Below are 14553 nucleotides of genomic sequence, written 5' to 3'. Positions count from 1 at the left end.
TTACTCATCGCCCCAGATCAAGCGACCGGTCTCCTCCAGATCGTAGCCGGTCAACAGGTCGGCCATCGCCTGGCAGGGTTGGGACTTCAGGCGTCCCAACAGCTCCTGAAACAGCTTTCTGAACCAGATTGCCCGGGGCAGGACCAGATCGAACGAGACCTGCCCGCAGGGGATATACCCCAGACCATAGCCCGTCGCGGTGGCCCGGGTGCCGGGTGCAACATCCGCCAGCCGCATGGCAATGGCCGCCGCCGCTTCCCGTTCGGAGAGTGCGGTGGTGAGGCAGTTCAGCTGATCCCAATCGACACCGTGATGGCTGAACAGCTCCAGCAGGAATCGTTGTGCCCCCGATCCACTCTGCCGCAACACCCAGCGATAGCGCTTCTCAAACAGCTGTTGCGGCTCCTTCTCCCCGGCTGCCAGAGTGGGGTTGACCATCAGACCCTGTTCCCGCCTGAAGGCGCGGATCAGCACCCACTGGCGATGCTGGGAGTATTGGCTCAACAGGGCCGGATGGCGGATGTGGCTCTCTCCGTCCGGCCCCCAGTGGATGGCGCAGGTGTCCACCCGGTTGGACTGCAGCAGGTCCAGCCCCAGTCGGGTGCCGGTTGGCGTGTAGCAGATCAGGGCGTGGCTCCCCCGTTCCCGGGCGAACTCCTGTACCAGGTGATAAAGCAGTGGATCGTCGCCACCGGAGATCACTAACCGGTCACTGAGCAGGCCGCCATGGGTGGAGTCCAGCATCCAGCGATCCACCAATTCCCGGGGAAACATCCATTTGCCGGTCACCTTGGTGGCCGGGATGCCCCCCTCGTTGACCAGTGCATAGATCTTCTTCTCGTTCAGATGGAGATACTCCGCCACCTGTTTGACGCTCATAAACGCATCGCTCTGGGGGGGCATTGTGGCCACCATCGCTGAATTCCCTGGTTTCGCCGGCTGGACCCGGAATTCTCAGGCAAATTTCATACCGCGCTGATTTTATCCCCCTTTTCTGTCTGGATATTGGGGTGAGGTCCCTGATGGCTCGCCAGGGGCAGTTCGCAGGATATGGGCCGATTTGTACCACTCTCCCGGCGCCGTTTGGACAAATTGCCACAATTCTGCCCGAATCTGCCACCACCTTGCCCGGCCTGTGCAACCCATCTGCCACCCCCGCCCTGTTTAATCACTGCCAACACAACCAGCAACCGGCGCAAGTCAGGATGACTGTCTCACCAGGGAAGGTGCGCTGGGCCAACCAGGAGTAGGGGATGAACAGACAACTCGTTAATTCGTTGATGATCGGGATGCTGCTGGCGGGCAACGCCAGCGCCTATGGGGGTGACCAGGAGAGCCCCCAGGGGCTGGAACAGTGGCAGCAGCCCTGGAGCGGAGAGTCAGCCGATACCACCGACTACCGGGAAACCTGGCAGGGTGCCGGCATCGGTGCCATCGCCGGGGCCATCATTGGTGGACCGCCCGGATTTATCGTGGGTGCCGCCGGTGGCGGACTGCTCGGCCGTCACCGGGGGCTGGAAGCGGATCTGCACAGTACCCGGCAGGCGATGGCGCAGTTGAGCCAGGCGGAGCGGGTCAAAAGCGGGCAGCTGCAGACGCTGACCCGGCAACTGGCGGCGGCACAATCCGACTACCGGCAACGGCTGGAGGTGATCGCCCGGGGATTCGTACAGCGTATCCATTTCCGCACCGGTGAAACGACCCTGGAGCCGGAAGATCGGCAGGATCTGGCCGAACTGGCCGCCATGCTGCGAACCCTGGATGAGTGGCGGATCGTGCTGCATGCCCATGCCGACCGGCGTGGCGGACAGGGGGCTAATCAGGCGTTGAGTGCGGCGCGGGCCGAGGTGGTCAGTCATGCCCTGATTCAACAGGGTGTGCAGCCGGCCCGCATCTCCCGGCAGGCCCACGGAGAGACAGCGGCCCGTTATTCCGTCAACGACCCGGAGGGGTTGGTATATGACCGTCAGGTGGTGATCCGTCTGCAGGTTGGAGGTGCCCCATGAGCCAGTTGATCCAGCCCCTCAGCGAGCAGTTTCTCTACTGCTCGCCAGAGACTATGCATCGGGAACTCTATGAACTTCGGCCGGGACGGCCGGGCAGCCAACATCAGAAACAGAAAAACAGCAGCGGGGTGCGTCATGGCCGAGCAAAAAACGATTAATCATCTGGGGCGGGATATGTGGTTTACCTCGCTGATCTCCCTGCTGGCGGGGGTGGTGACCTCCCTGTTACTGGGACTGTTGGCGTTTCTCCTGATGAGCCCGGTGGAAGCGGCCGAGAGCATTGCCCCCCCGGACCCCACAGCAGCTGCACAGAACCGGATCGAGCCTGGTCAGGTACAGCGGGGTTCATTGCTGCTGAAACTGGCCAGTGGCGGTGTGGCAGTAGATGCACCGGTGCTGCAGAGCGATGTGCAGATGAACATCAGCGGTATGATCGCCCGGGTGCTGGTCAGCCAGCGCTTTCGCAATCCCGGCACTGAATGGGTCGAAGGTACCTATGTGTTTCCACTGCCGGAGCATGCGGCCGTGGATCGGATGCGTCTGCGTATCGGTGAGCGCCTGATCGAGGGAGAGATCCGGGAGAAGGGTGCGGCCCGTAAAGCCTACCAGGCGGCCCGGCGGGCGGGTAAAAAGGCCAGCCTGCTGAGCCAGGAACGCCCGAATATCTTCACCACTGCCGTGGCCAATATTGCGCCGGGTGAGACGGTACAGGTGGAGATTGAATATCAACAGACCATCGCCTACAGCCAGGGGCAGTTCAGGCTCCGTTTTCCGCTGGTGGTGGCACCCCGCTACATCCCGGGTACTCCCCTGGGAAGGGAGCAGGTGACGGCGTTCTCCGGTAACGGCTGGGCGCAGAATACCCCACAGGTGCCCGATGCGGCACGCATCACCCCGCCGGTGCTGGATCCGTCTGAAGCTCCTGTCAATCCGGTGTCGATCACTGTCCGGCTCGATCCGGGAATGCCCCTGGCACACCTGGAGAGCGTCTATCACCCCATCACACAGCAGCATGATGAGAACGGGGTCTACCATCTGGCGCTGCGCGACACGGCGGTGCCCGCCAACCGGGACTTTGAACTGGTCTGGGTGCCGCAGACGGGGGACGCACCCCAGGCGGCGCTGTTCAATGAGCAGTGGCAGGGAAATGAGTATGCCCTGTTGATGCTGATGCCGCCACTGGCGCCGGAGACGCTGCCGCAAGCCATGCCGCGGGAAGTGATCTTTGTGATCGACACATCGGGCTCCATGCACGGTGCCTCCATTGTCCAGGCCCGGGCGGCCCTCAAACTGGCGTTGCAGCGGCTGAAGCCGGCTGACCGGTTCAACGTGATCCAGTTCAATCACCAGACATCTGCCCTGTTTCCCCGGGCGGTGTCGGCGACCCCGGACAATCTGCGTCGGGCTGACGCCTACGTGGATCACCTGGTGGCGGATGGGGGCACCGAGATGTTGCCGGCCCTGCAATTGGCCCTGGGGCAGCAGGCGGAGCGGGGCATATTACGCCAGGTGGTGTTCCTCACTGACGGTAGCGTGGGTAATGAACAGGCACTGTTCAGCCTGATCCATCAGCAACTCGGTGACAGCCGGTTGTTCACCGTAGGTATCGGCTCGGCCCCCAACAGTTTTTTCATGACCCGGGCGGCCCGGTTCGGCCGGGGCACCTTCACCTATATCGGCAAGGTGTCGGAAGTGGGTGAAAAGATGGCCAACCTGTTCAGCAAACTGGAGACGCCGCGCCTGACCGATATCGAAATCCACTGGCCGGAGGATCAGAGCGTGGAGATGTGGCCGGCCCGTATCCCCGATCTCTACCAGGGGGAACCGGTGCTGGTGGCGCTGAAAATGGCCCGGTCGAACCTGCCCCTAACCCTGACCGGCAGTGCCGCCGGCACGCCCTGGCAGCAGCAGGTAATCCTGCGGGGTGGATCAGCCCGATCCGGTGTCCACCAGCTCTGGGCGCGGCGCAAGATCGCCGATCTGATGGATGGCCGGGCCCGGGGCGTAGCGGAAGCAGCGGTGCGCCAGGCGGTGCTGGAGGTGGCGCTGGCGCACCAGTTGGTGAGTCGTTACACCAGCCTGGTGGCTGTGGATAAAACGGTCTCCCGACCGGGAGAGCGGGAGCTGAAAAACAAGGCGGTGCCGACCAACCTGCCCCAGGGATGGCGTGCTAACAAGGTGTTCGGCAGCCTGCCCCAAACCGCCACCGCCGCCGATTTCCAACTGCTGTTGGGGGCGCTGCTGCTGACGCTGGGCTGGTTCAGTCGAAAATGGCTGGATGGAAAGCGGTTTCGGTTCAGCTGATACAACCCGACGGGCGGTGTTGCGGCCGGGGATCACCGCCCCAAGTCGATCTTTCTGACCCGGCATCAATAAGGAGGCCAAGATGGCAAAAACAACCGGTTCAAAGGGTAGTGGTGGTATGAAGAGCGGGGGCCGCCCGGCCACGGGATTTCCCGGTGGTAACTGGCCAAGCAAGACTGGCGGACTCTCGGGTGGTGGACGGGGCAATGCACCGGCAAAATCGGGGCGGCGTTAAACGGCATCCGGTTTGCACATTTGATTGAACCGTCGGCGGCGCGGCGGGACTGCCCACCGTGCCGCCCGGCATCTGTAACATTCAGCGGGAGTCTGTTGTGTCTTTTGTCCCATCCAGAGTAATCCATCCGATCCTTATCATCATGCTGCTTGTCGGCGGTTGGCAGATTGCCGAAGGCGGTTATATCAAGGCGAAGGTTTGGTTAGCCCAGTACCTGTTGCAGTCAGCCTGGGAAACCGCCCGGGCCGGTGGTGAACGGGTTCGTCCCTGGCCCTGGGCCGACACCTGGCCGCTGGCCCGGCTGCAGGTGCCCAGGCTCGGTGTGGACCAGATTATCCTGGCCGGCGCAAGTGGTCGGACCCTGGCTTTCGGGCCGGGTCATATGGCCGGTACGGCCGAACCGGGCGCTGCCGGGAACAGCGTGGTCAGCGCACACCGGGATACCCATTTTCGGTTTCTGCAACAGCTGCAGCCGGGTGACCGGCTTGAGTTGGTCACCCTGAAGGGGGCCCGGCTGAGCTACGCGGTCGCCAGCGCCGAAGTGCATGATAAAAGTGAGCTTTGGTTACTGGATCAGGGGCAAACCCTGCTGACCCTGATCACCTGTTACCCGTTTGATGCCTGGCTGCCTGGTGGTCCGGAACGCTTTGTGATTCGTGCCGTACCGTTGGAACGACCGATACTCCCATTCGCGGCTTCTCCCGGTAACAGTCCGGGTGATCGGCAACGGGTCTACCTATAGCCAGGCACAGGTTGAGCTGTCTTTTCAGCGGTTAATAGATATGGCGGGGCTGAAGTCGATGGGGCAGGTGTCGGTTTGGAACGGCCCGCCTGCCCGCGTCAATGGCCTGGTTGAATTCAGAGTCAGGATTTGTAGGATTCGAAGTCCGGGTGACTGGCTATAAAATGTTTCAGTACATTTTGCAGTAGCTTGGCATGGTCCGGGTTGTTGCTCTCCCTGGCGTGCTGAATATCCTCAATAATCATGCGCTTGATGGCAATTGTTCCGTCTGGCAGACGAATAAGATACTGGGCTAACTCCAGCGCGACGATCTCCGGGACATGTTCATGCTCGGCAATGGCCTTTATCTCATCTTCATCCAGATCACAGAGGCCGACGCAGTCTTCAAAAGTAAGCATGGCTAGATCCCTCCGGTTGGATACTCTCACCAGTAACTATGGCACGATGTGCCGTAGTGTGCGTTGATTCACATCATCGGAAATTACGCTTAACCGCCGGTAGCGTTCATGTGCCGGAACAGCACCGGCTGGCTGGTGAGATCAAACTCGTGACCTTTGGGTTTTATCTTCATGGAGGCGTGGATGGCGGCACGCAGGGGCGCGTCATCCAGGGGATTGGCCCGCAGCACCCGGCGCAGATCCATGGAGTGCTCCTGACCCAGGCAGAGCAGCAGCCGGCCTTCGGCGGTCATGCGTACCCGGTTGCAGCTGTCGCAGAAGTTGTGGCTGTGGGGCGAGATGAAACCCACCCGGGTCTCGCTGTCACCGAGCCGGTAATAGCGTGACGGACCGCCGGTGGTCTCCGTGGTAGGCACCATCCGGTAGACCTGTTGCAGATCCCCCAGGATCTGGTCGCTGGAGTAGTAGGCCTCGGCCCGGTCATGTTCGCTGATCACCCCCAGGGGCATCTCTTCAATGAAGCTGATATCTAATCCCCGTTCCTGGCAGAACCGGACCAGATCCACCACTTCGTCGTGATTGCGGTGCTTCAGGATCACCGCATTGATCTTGATGCGATCAAAACCGGCCTGCAGTGCGGCATCAATACCATCCAGGGTGTTCTGCAGTTCGCCGGTGCGGGTGATGGCTCGGAAGCGCTCCGGCTGCAGGGTGTCCAGGCTGATGTTGATCCGGTTGACGCCCGCCGCCTTTAACTCCTGGGCATAACGGGGCAACTGGGTGGCGTTGGTGGTGAGGGTGAAATCGTCCAGCCCTTCCAACTGCCCCAGGGCGTGGAACAGTTGCAGGATATTGCGTCGGGTCAGGGGTTCGCCGCCGGTGATGCGGATCTTGTTGACTCCCAGTTCCACGAAAGTTTTACCGACCCGGTAGAGCTCCTCCAGGGTGAGCAGCTGGGAGCGGGGGACAAACTGCATATCCTCTGACATGCAGTAGACACAGCGCAGATCACACCGGTCGGTAACCGAGATGCGCAGGTACTTGATCTCGCGGCCGAACCGATCGATCAGTCTGTTCGGCTCACTGGTGTGGTCGCGATCACTGGGTCCGGATGATGTCATAGTTTCTCCTCTCGGGAGAGTGTAGATTCAGCCTCCGGTAAATACCATAGTTGATTACTAGGGTTATTCCGGCACGGCAGCCGGTCCGGTGCACTCTTTGCCGGGGAGGCTGCCAGCCACTGGAGTTGATCCGGGCGTTTTTTCCCGAATGGTGTGCCGGATGTCGGGGAGGAGTGGTGTTATTTGTCCCAGTAATCCGGACCGGCTGTGACATTTTGCCGCAATTTTTCAGGTTGCCGAGCGGCCCGGTTGATCCGCGGGATCTGATCGCTGCTGATTCAGCGGCTGAATAGCGCGACTGGTATGGTCCTTGCGTCGTGGTTGCAATGGATAGCGGACAGGAGGTGATAGGGGATGTCTGAGCAGGGTACCGATTATCTGGCTGAACTGTCGCCCACGGTTTTTTCCCTGTCGGTGGTGATGCAGCGGTCTCCCGCTACCAGCCCCTGGCAGCGGTACGCCTGGGAAGCGACCGGAGTCACCGCCTCCCACTGGACGGATGGGGTCTCCCCGGCCGTGCACCTGGTGCACCAGGAGGGGGAACTGCGCCACTATCTCTACAGCGGCTTCCGTCTGCAACTCCATCTGGATGAGTGTGAAAGCTATTACCACAATCTCTGTTCCCCTTCGCCGCGGATGTTCGTGTTGGCGCGTGCGGACGAGGAGGGTGTGCCGGTCCCCTTTCTGGTCACCCTCAGTTTTGACGAGGCCAATGCCTACCAGGAGGGTGACGAGGTGGTCTACGCAGTGGCCATTCCGGCGGAGCTGTACCGCTGGTGTGAGCTGTTTGTACTGAACCAGTATGTGCCGGAAAAGCGAAAAAAACGTCGGCGAACCGAGTGGCATCAGAATCAGAACGGGAGCGTGGCGTCATGAGCCGGGACGAGAAAGAGCTGCTGGATTATGACCAGGGGGATGGTTTTGTGTCGCGCTGGTCGCGTCTGAAACAGGCCGCTGGTTCATCACCCCCTGAGCCGGTGACACAGCGTGCCGCAGCGCAGTTGCCGGCCGCGGAACCGGCGCCGGAGCCGGAACCTCTGACCGATGCGGACATGCCGCCGCTGGAGAGCCTGGATGAGTCATCCGATTACAGCGGTTTCCTGTCGGAACAGGTGAGTGAAGCGTTACGCCGTCAGGCGTTGCAGAAGCTGTTTCACCTGGAGTCCTTCAACGTCTGTGACGGCCTGGATGACTATGCGGACGATTTCACCAGCTTCACCAAACTGGGCGACATTATCACCGCGGATATGCGCCATCAGATGGCCATGGCGGAGGAGCGGCTGAAAGCCGCTCTGCAGTTGGAGTCGGACGAGTCCGGGTCGGCTACTGCGGCCGCCCAGACCGAATCGACCACCGGTCAACCGGTAACTCAGGAGACCATCTCCGACGGGCAACCGGACCCGCAGCCCGGCCTCGATCAGGAGGTGGTAGCGCATCATGAATGAATCCATAACCGACACGACCCGGATACGCAATCTGCGTGCGCGAGAGGCCGCACTGGAAGCGGTTGCCGGCCTGGAAACAACAGCCACTGACCTGGTTGACTACCAGTCCCGGGGGCGGGTGTTGATTATCGGAGGCAATGAGGCGCTGGAGTTTGCCCCCCGGTTGCGTCCGCCCCTGCATGCCCAGGTGCTGTTAACCGATGGCGAAGAGCTGCCCGGCGTACCGGTCATCTCCCAGGGCGGACGAACCCTCCGTATTGATGGTCACCTGGGGGCATTTCGCTTGCAGTTGGGCGAACCGGACAAACCCAACGGGGAGCTGGTCACGGCGGATCTGATCCTGGATCTGGGGGCGGTGCCGCAACTGGCGATGCCGATGAAGCCGCCGGGTTACATCTGCAGCAGCAGTGATGAACCCGATCTGACCCGGGCGGCTGAACAGCTCGCTGAACTGGTGGGTACTTTCGACAAACCGCGCTACTTCGATTACGACCCATCGATCTGTGCCCATGGCCGGTCCGGCCAGATCGCCTGTACCCGCTGTATGGACACCTGCCCGGCCGAGGCGATCAGCTCACTGGTGGAACAGATCAGCGTGGACCCCTATCGCTGTCAGGGTGGTGGGGTCTGTACCACGGTCTGCCCCAGCGGAGCGATCCGCTACCGCTATCCCCAACCGGCAGACACGCTGGAACGGGTGCGCCTGATGCTCAACAGCTATCGCCAGGCGGGTGGCTTTAATCCGGTGCTGGTGATTTACGCGGATGGGGATGGTGAGCCTCCGACTCTTTCCCCCCATATGCTGCCATTGCAGGTGGAGGAGCTGGCCAGTGTCGGGCTGGAGGTGTGGTTAAGTGCGCTGGCCTATGGCGCAGAGTCGGTCCTGCTGATGGAGCGCAACGCCCTGCCGGAGCGGGTTGCCACGGCAGTAAAACAGCAGCTGCTGACTGCGGGGGAGATCCTGGCGGCGCTGGGTTATCCGGCCGATGCCATCCGGCTGCTGGATGGGGCGGACCTGACCGACGGTGACGGGAGCGGCGCAGTGGCCATTGCGCCGGCCAACTACTCTGCCCGTGGCGGCAAGCGACAGGTCGCCTACCTGGCTATTGATCACCTGTATGAGCAGTCACCGGGACAGCGACCCCTGGTGGAGCTGACGGTGGGTGCACCGTTTGGTACCGCTCAGGTGGCGGCGGATGCCTGTACACTCTGCCTGGCCTGTGTCAGTGCCTGTCCAGGTCATGCACTGCTGGCGGGTCAGGAGGAGCCCCAGCTGCGCTTTATCGAGGCCAACTGTCTGCAGTGCGGCATCTGTACCCGCACCTGTCCCGAGGACGCCATCTGGATCACTCCCCGGTTGCTGTTCAACCGGCAAGAGCGCAACCGGGTGCGCCTGCTGCACCGGGAACCCCCCTTCTGCTGCAGCGAATGCGGCAAACCGTTCGCCACCCGCTCGGTGATAGAAAACATGCTGCAGAAGCTGGAGGGACACTGGATGTTCCAGGATGGCAGGGCACGGCACCGGTTGACTCTCTGTGAAGATTGTCGAGTGGTGGATATCGTTCAGGACCCGGAAGCGATGGCCCAGGGTGTAAAGGGCGAAACGCTCCAATAATCGATCCGGCCTGGTTGTATTACTCCCTATCGGTCATTTTTTTCCCGGGGCGTCTGGCCCGCCCATTGCTCTATAGCTGGTAATGAGGAAGGTGGAATGGTCGATCAGGTGGAGGCTATGCGGACAGAGGCGGTGGAACAACAAACAGAAACCGATAGCGCCGCGATCACCCCGGTGGATGGTGATCCGTCCCCGGAACAGCACTACCGCGCCGGTGCTTATGCCCTGCTGGCTTCGCTGCTGGGGGGAGCGCCGGACCAGGAGCGTCTGGGGTGGGTGTCCGGCTTTGCCGTGGTTGATCAGAGTGGCGATGAGATGGCGCTGGCCATGTCCATGCTGGGGCTGGCGGCCAAATCCTGCAGCCCCGAAACCATTGATGATGAATACCATGCCCTGTTTATCGGCCTGGGCCGGGGTGAACTGGTGCCCTACGGCTCCTGGTATCTCACCGGGTTCCTGATGGAGCGACCCCTGGGGCGGTTGCGGAACGATCTGGCCGCGCTGGGATTTCAGCGGGATCCGGCGGTGCATGAGCCGGAAGATCACGTGGCGGCGCTGTGTGAAGTGATGCAGCTGCTGATCAGTGATGGGGTGGCTCATGAACAGCAGTCTCAGTTCTTTAATACCCATATGGCCGATTGGTTTAAACGTTTCTTTGTCGATTTGAGCGAAGCCCGATCCGCCGTGTTTTACCGGGCGGTGGGCCGTTTTGGTATCGCCTTCATGGATCTGGAGCAGCGTTACCTGGCCATGCAGGTTTAAGCAACACTTACTGTCTGCCCACTGCGGGAGGAGATGTGATGAAACAGGATCAGAACAGGAACCCGGATGCTGATCGGCGCCGGTTTATCAAAGACTCACTGGTGACAGGGGTGGGTATCGCTACCGCTACGGTGTTGCCGGGCACGCTCATGGCGGCCGGGCAGGATGGATCGGCAGGCGAGCCGAAGGCCCAGAAAGGGTATCACCTGACGCCCCACATCATCGAGTACTACAAGACCATGAGAAGTTGAACGGCACTCGCAGCCCAGCAGGGGGAATGCAATGAAACTGACAAAAAGATCTGATCAGATAGCCACGCAATCAGGCGGCGAGAATCACGCTGAAGCGATGCCCGGACGACGCGCCCTGAGCCGGCGTGCATTCCTGCGCAACTCCGGTCTGATGGCTGGCGGTGCGGTATTGGCCGGCAACTACGCTCCCGGCATGATCAGACGGGTGCAGGCGGCCGAACCGGCAAAGGGTGGCACCACCGAACAGGTAAGGACGATCTGTACCCACTGTTCGGTGGGCTGCGGCATCATTGCCGAAGTGCAGAACGGCGTCTGGACCGGCCAGGAACCGGCCTTTGATCACCCCTTCAGTCATGGTGCCCACTGTGCCAAGGGCGCTTCGGTGCGGGAGCACGGCCACGGTGAGCGGCGCCTGAAGTATCCCACCAAACTGGTGGACGGTAAGTGGAAACGGATCAGTTGGGATGAGGCGATCAACGAGATCGGCGACCGGATGGCCCAGATCCGGGAGAGCTCCGGACCCGATTCGGTCTACTGGCTTGGATCGGCCAAGCATAATAACGAGCAGGCCTACCTGTTCCGCAAGTTTGCCGCTCTCTGGGGCACCAACAACGTGGATCACCAGGCGCGCATCTGCCACTCCACCACCGTGGCCGGGGTAGCCAATACCTGGGGTTACGGGGCGATGACCAACTCCTATAACGATATCCACAACTCCAAGGCGATCCTGATCATCGGGGGCAATCCCGCCGAGGCGCACCCGGTCTCCCTGCAGCATGTGTTGAAGGCCAAGGAGGAGAACAATGCGCCGCTGATCGTTATCGATCCCCGCTTTACCCGCACCGCCGCCCACGCCACCCAGTATGTGCGGCTGCGTCCCGGCACCGATGTACCACTGATCTGGGGACTGTTGTGGCACATCTTCAAGAATGGCTGGGAGGACAAGGCTTACATCAACCAGCGCGTGTATGGCCTGGAAGAGGTGAAGAGAGAGGTCGCCAACTGGACGCCGCAGGAGGTGGAGCGGGTGACCGGGGTGCCGGAGCACGAGATGTTAGCCGTGGCCAAGACCATGGCGGATCACCGGCCGGGCACGTTCATCTGGTGTATGGGCGGCACCCAGCACACCATCGGTAATAACAACACCCGGGCCTACTGTATCTTCCAACTGGTGCTGGGCAACGTGGGTGTGTCCGGTGGTGGTACCAATATCTTCCGGGGTCATGACAACGTTCAGGGGGCCACCGATTTTGGTGTGCTCTCCCATACCCTGCCCGGCTATTACGGTCTCTCCGAGGGGGCCTGGAAACATTGGGCCAAGGTATGGAATGTGGACTATGAGTGGCTTAAGGGACGTTTCGACCGGGAGGCCCGGGCCGGTGAATACTTTGGCGAGGAGGACGGTGGCGGAAGCGACAAGTTAGACGGGATGCAGAACAACGGTATCCCGGTGTCACGCTGGATCGACGGTGTGTTGGAAGAGAAGGCCAACATCGCCCAGAAGGATAACATCCGGGCTATGGTCTTCATGGGCCATGCACCGAACAGTCAGACCCGTGGCAAGGAGATGAAAGCCGCCATGGAGAAGCTGGACATGATGGTGATTATCGATCCCTATCCCACCGTGTCCGCGGTCATGCATGATCGGACAGATGGCGTCTACCTGCTGCCCGCCTGTACCCAGTTTGAAACCTATGGATCGGTCACCGCCTCGAACCGCTCACTGCAGTGGCGGGACAAGGTCATTGAGCCGCTGTTCGAGTCGTTGCCGGATCACACCATCCTGTACAAGTTTGCCAAGAAGCTCGGTTTTGCCGAACAGCTGGTGAAAAACATCCAGGTCAACGGGGAAGAGCCACTGATCGAGGATATCGTACGGGAGTACAACCAGGGGATGTGGACCATCGGATATACCGGTCAGAATCCGGAGCGGATGAAGCTGCACCAGCAGAACTGGGGTACTTTCGATTACACCTCACTGCTGGCGGAGGGTGGTCCCTGCGACGGGGACTACTACGGTCTGCCCTGGCCCTGCTGGGGCACGCCGGAGATGGGCCACCCGGGGACACCCAATCTCTACGATACCGGTAAGCCGGTGGCGCGTGGCGGGCTCAATTTCCGCGCCCGTTTTGGTGTGGAGCGCAACGGTGTGAATCTGCTGGCGGAAGGCTCCTACCCGGTGGGTAATGAGCTCAAGGATGGTCACCCGGAATTTACCGCCGACCTGCTGAAGAGGCTCGGCTGGTGGAACGATCTGACTCCGGAAGAGCAGCAGCTGGCGGAGGGCAAGAACTGGAAGACCGATCGTTCCGGCGGTATCCAGCGGGTAGCGATCAAACACGGTTGCGCCCCGTTCGGTAATGCCAAGGCCAGGGCGGTGGTCTGGACTTTCCCCGATCCGGTGCCGATTCACCGGGAGCCGCTCTACACCAGCCGGCGTGATCTGGTGGAGAAGTACCCGACCTACGAAGATCGTAAGTCGTTCTATCGGCTGCCGACCCGCTACGCCTCCATTCAGGCCAAGGACTACTCCACGGAGTACCCGATTATTCTCACCTCTGGTCGCCTGGTGGAGTACGAGGGCGGTGGCGACGAGACCCGCTCCAATCCCTGGTTGGCGGAGCTGCAGCAGGATATGTTCGTGGAGATCAATCCACGGGATGCCAACGATGCCGGCGTGCGGGATGGTGATGACGTCTGGGTGGAGGGCGCCGAGGGTGCCCGGGTGAAGGTGAAGGCCCAGGTGACCCGGCGGGTCTCCTCTGGAGTGGCCTTCATGCCGTTCCACTTTGGCGGACATTTCGAAGGCAAGGATCTGCGCGCCAAGTATCCGGAAGGGGCCGATCCCTATGTGTTGGGCGAAGCCTGTAATACGGCCATGACCTACGGCTATGACTCAGTGACCCAGATGCAGGAAACCAAGTGTAGCCTGTGCAGGATCAGCAAAGCGTAAACAAGAGGATATAACAATGGCCCGCATGAAATTCTATTGTGACGCTGAACGCTGCATCGAGTGCAACGCCTGTGTCACCGCCTGTAAAAACGAGAATGATGTGCCCTGGGGAGTAAACCGTCGCCGCGTGGTCACCATCAAGGATGGTGAACCGGGTGAACGCTCCCTTTCGGTGGCTTGCATGCACTGCTCCGATGCCCCCTGTATCGCGGTCTGCCCGGTTGACTGTATCTACGATACGATCGACGGAGTGGTACTGCATGACAAGGACATCTGCATCGGCTGTGGTTACTGCTTCTACGCCTGTCCGTTCGGCGCGCCCCAGTTCCCCCAGGAGGGGGCGTTCGGCTCCCGGGGCAAGATGGACAAATGTACCTTCTGTGCCGGTGGTCCCGAGGAGGACTTCAGTGTGGAGGAGCGGCGCAAGTACGGTTCCAACCGGCTGGCCGAGGGCAAACTGCCGCTCTGTGCCGAGATGTGCTCCACCAAGGCGCTGTTGGCCGGTGATGCCAATGTGATTGCGGATGTGTATCGGGAACGGGTGGTCAACCGGGGCGCCAGCGTGCTCAACCGGGGGGTCTCCTATCGCAACGCCGGCTTCCGCGCTTCCAGTGGCATGGAGGGTAAGGGGAGTAATAAAAAATAACGACACGGACATGCACGCTGGCATGGCGGGTTGATGCCCGACACCGGCTGCCTGTTGAAAACTTTCGCAACGGGC

At 61.1% G+C, this 14553-nt stretch carries 15 protein-coding genes; 12 read left to right on the top strand and 3 right to left on the bottom strand.

What is annotated here, in order from left to right; genetic code table 11:
• On the bottom strand, positions 1–903 hold the full coding sequence (locus tag AAY24_RS09165; protein ID WP_046861165.1) for a helix-turn-helix transcriptional regulator: 903 nt from the start codon (positions 901–903) through the stop codon (positions 1–3).
• Between the two features lie 350 nt (positions 904–1253).
• Between AAY24_RS09165 and AAY24_RS09160 the strand changes: the two genes are divergently transcribed.
• The 5 genes from AAY24_RS09160 to AAY24_RS09150 all read left to right on the top strand — a co-directional run bounded on the left by AAY24_RS09160 (position 1254) and on the right by AAY24_RS09150 (position 5287).
• The gene (locus AAY24_RS09160) at positions 1254–2006 is read left to right on the top strand and encodes an OmpA family protein (protein ID WP_082117097.1); all 753 of its coding nucleotides are present in this window, start codon (positions 1254–1256) and stop codon (positions 2004–2006) included.
• Positions 2003–2164 carry a hypothetical protein gene (locus AAY24_RS19180; protein WP_199930328.1) on the top strand — a complete coding sequence of 54 codons (162 nt, stop codon included), beginning with the start codon at positions 2003–2005 and terminating at the stop codon, positions 2162–2164. The genes AAY24_RS09160 and AAY24_RS19180 overlap by 4 nt, the downstream gene beginning before the upstream one ends.
• Positions 2142–4310, top strand: coding sequence for a marine proteobacterial sortase target protein (locus tag AAY24_RS09155; RefSeq protein ID WP_199930327.1), 2169 nt, complete (start codon positions 2142–2144; stop codon positions 4308–4310). Before AAY24_RS19180 ends, AAY24_RS09155 begins: the two co-directional genes overlap by 23 nt.
• Before the next feature lie 82 nt (positions 4311–4392).
• Positions 4393–4545 (top strand): hypothetical protein, encoded by a 153-nt coding sequence (locus AAY24_RS19175; protein WP_199930326.1) that lies wholly within the window; start codon positions 4393–4395, stop codon positions 4543–4545.
• Between the two features lie 97 nt (positions 4546–4642).
• A complete protein-coding gene (locus AAY24_RS09150; RefSeq protein WP_199930325.1) occupies positions 4643–5287 on the top strand; it encodes a class GN sortase in 645 nt (214 codons plus the stop codon).
• Positions 5288–5409: 122 nt separating this feature from the next.
• On the opposite strand, the gene AAY24_RS09145 is transcribed toward AAY24_RS09150, so the two are convergent.
• Positions 5410–5685: a hypothetical protein gene (locus AAY24_RS09145; protein WP_046859423.1), complete on the bottom strand. Its 276-nt coding sequence runs from the start codon at positions 5683–5685 to the stop codon at positions 5410–5412.
• Between the two features lie 89 nt (positions 5686–5774).
• The gene (gene moaA / locus AAY24_RS09140; protein WP_046859422.1) at positions 5775–6806 is read right to left on the bottom strand and encodes a GTP 3',8-cyclase MoaA; all 1032 of its coding nucleotides are present in this window, start codon (positions 6804–6806) and stop codon (positions 5775–5777) included.
• Between the two features lie 354 nt (positions 6807–7160).
• Here moaA and AAY24_RS09135 point away from each other — a divergent pair, with 354 nt between their 5' ends.
• From AAY24_RS09135 to fdh3B, 7 genes are all read left to right on the top strand, one after another.
• Positions 7161–7682 carry a DUF3305 domain-containing protein gene (locus AAY24_RS09135; protein WP_046859421.1) on the top strand — a complete coding sequence of 174 codons (522 nt, stop codon included), beginning with the start codon at positions 7161–7163 and terminating at the stop codon, positions 7680–7682.
• Positions 7646–8251, top strand: a complete 606-nt coding sequence (locus AAY24_RS09130; protein ID WP_199930324.1) for a DUF3306 domain-containing protein — start codon at positions 7646–7648, stop codon at positions 8249–8251. Before AAY24_RS09135 ends, AAY24_RS09130 begins: the two co-directional genes overlap by 37 nt.
• Positions 8244–9866 (top strand): 4Fe-4S binding protein, encoded by a 1623-nt coding sequence (locus AAY24_RS09125; RefSeq protein WP_046859420.1) that lies wholly within the window; start codon positions 8244–8246, stop codon positions 9864–9866. The genes AAY24_RS09130 and AAY24_RS09125 overlap by 8 nt, the downstream gene beginning before the upstream one ends.
• Before the next feature lie 96 nt (positions 9867–9962).
• Positions 9963–10628 carry a TorD/DmsD family molecular chaperone gene (locus AAY24_RS09120; protein ID WP_234422147.1) on the top strand — a complete coding sequence of 222 codons (666 nt, stop codon included), beginning with the start codon at positions 9963–9965 and terminating at the stop codon, positions 10626–10628.
• A gap of 38 nt (positions 10629–10666) precedes the next feature.
• A complete protein-coding gene (locus tag AAY24_RS09115) occupies positions 10667–10879 on the top strand; it encodes a twin-arginine translocation signal domain-containing protein (RefSeq protein ID WP_046859419.1) in 213 nt (70 codons plus the stop codon).
• Between the two features lie 31 nt (positions 10880–10910).
• Positions 10911–13832, top strand: coding sequence for a formate dehydrogenase subunit alpha (locus AAY24_RS09110; protein ID WP_046859418.1), 2922 nt, complete (start codon positions 10911–10913; stop codon positions 13830–13832).
• A gap of 16 nt (positions 13833–13848) precedes the next feature.
• Entirely contained in the window at positions 13849–14478 is a 630-nt protein-coding gene (gene fdh3B / locus AAY24_RS09105) for a formate dehydrogenase FDH3 subunit beta (protein WP_046859417.1), read from the top strand.
• Positions 14479–14553 lie beyond the last annotated feature (75 nt).

Origin of the sequence: Sedimenticola thiotaurini (assembly GCF_001007875.1) — a bacterium.
Classification (GTDB): Bacteria; Pseudomonadota; Gammaproteobacteria; order Chromatiales; family Chromatiaceae; genus Sedimenticola; species Sedimenticola thiotaurini.
This window is presented reverse-complemented; position numbering and strand designations above follow the sequence as displayed.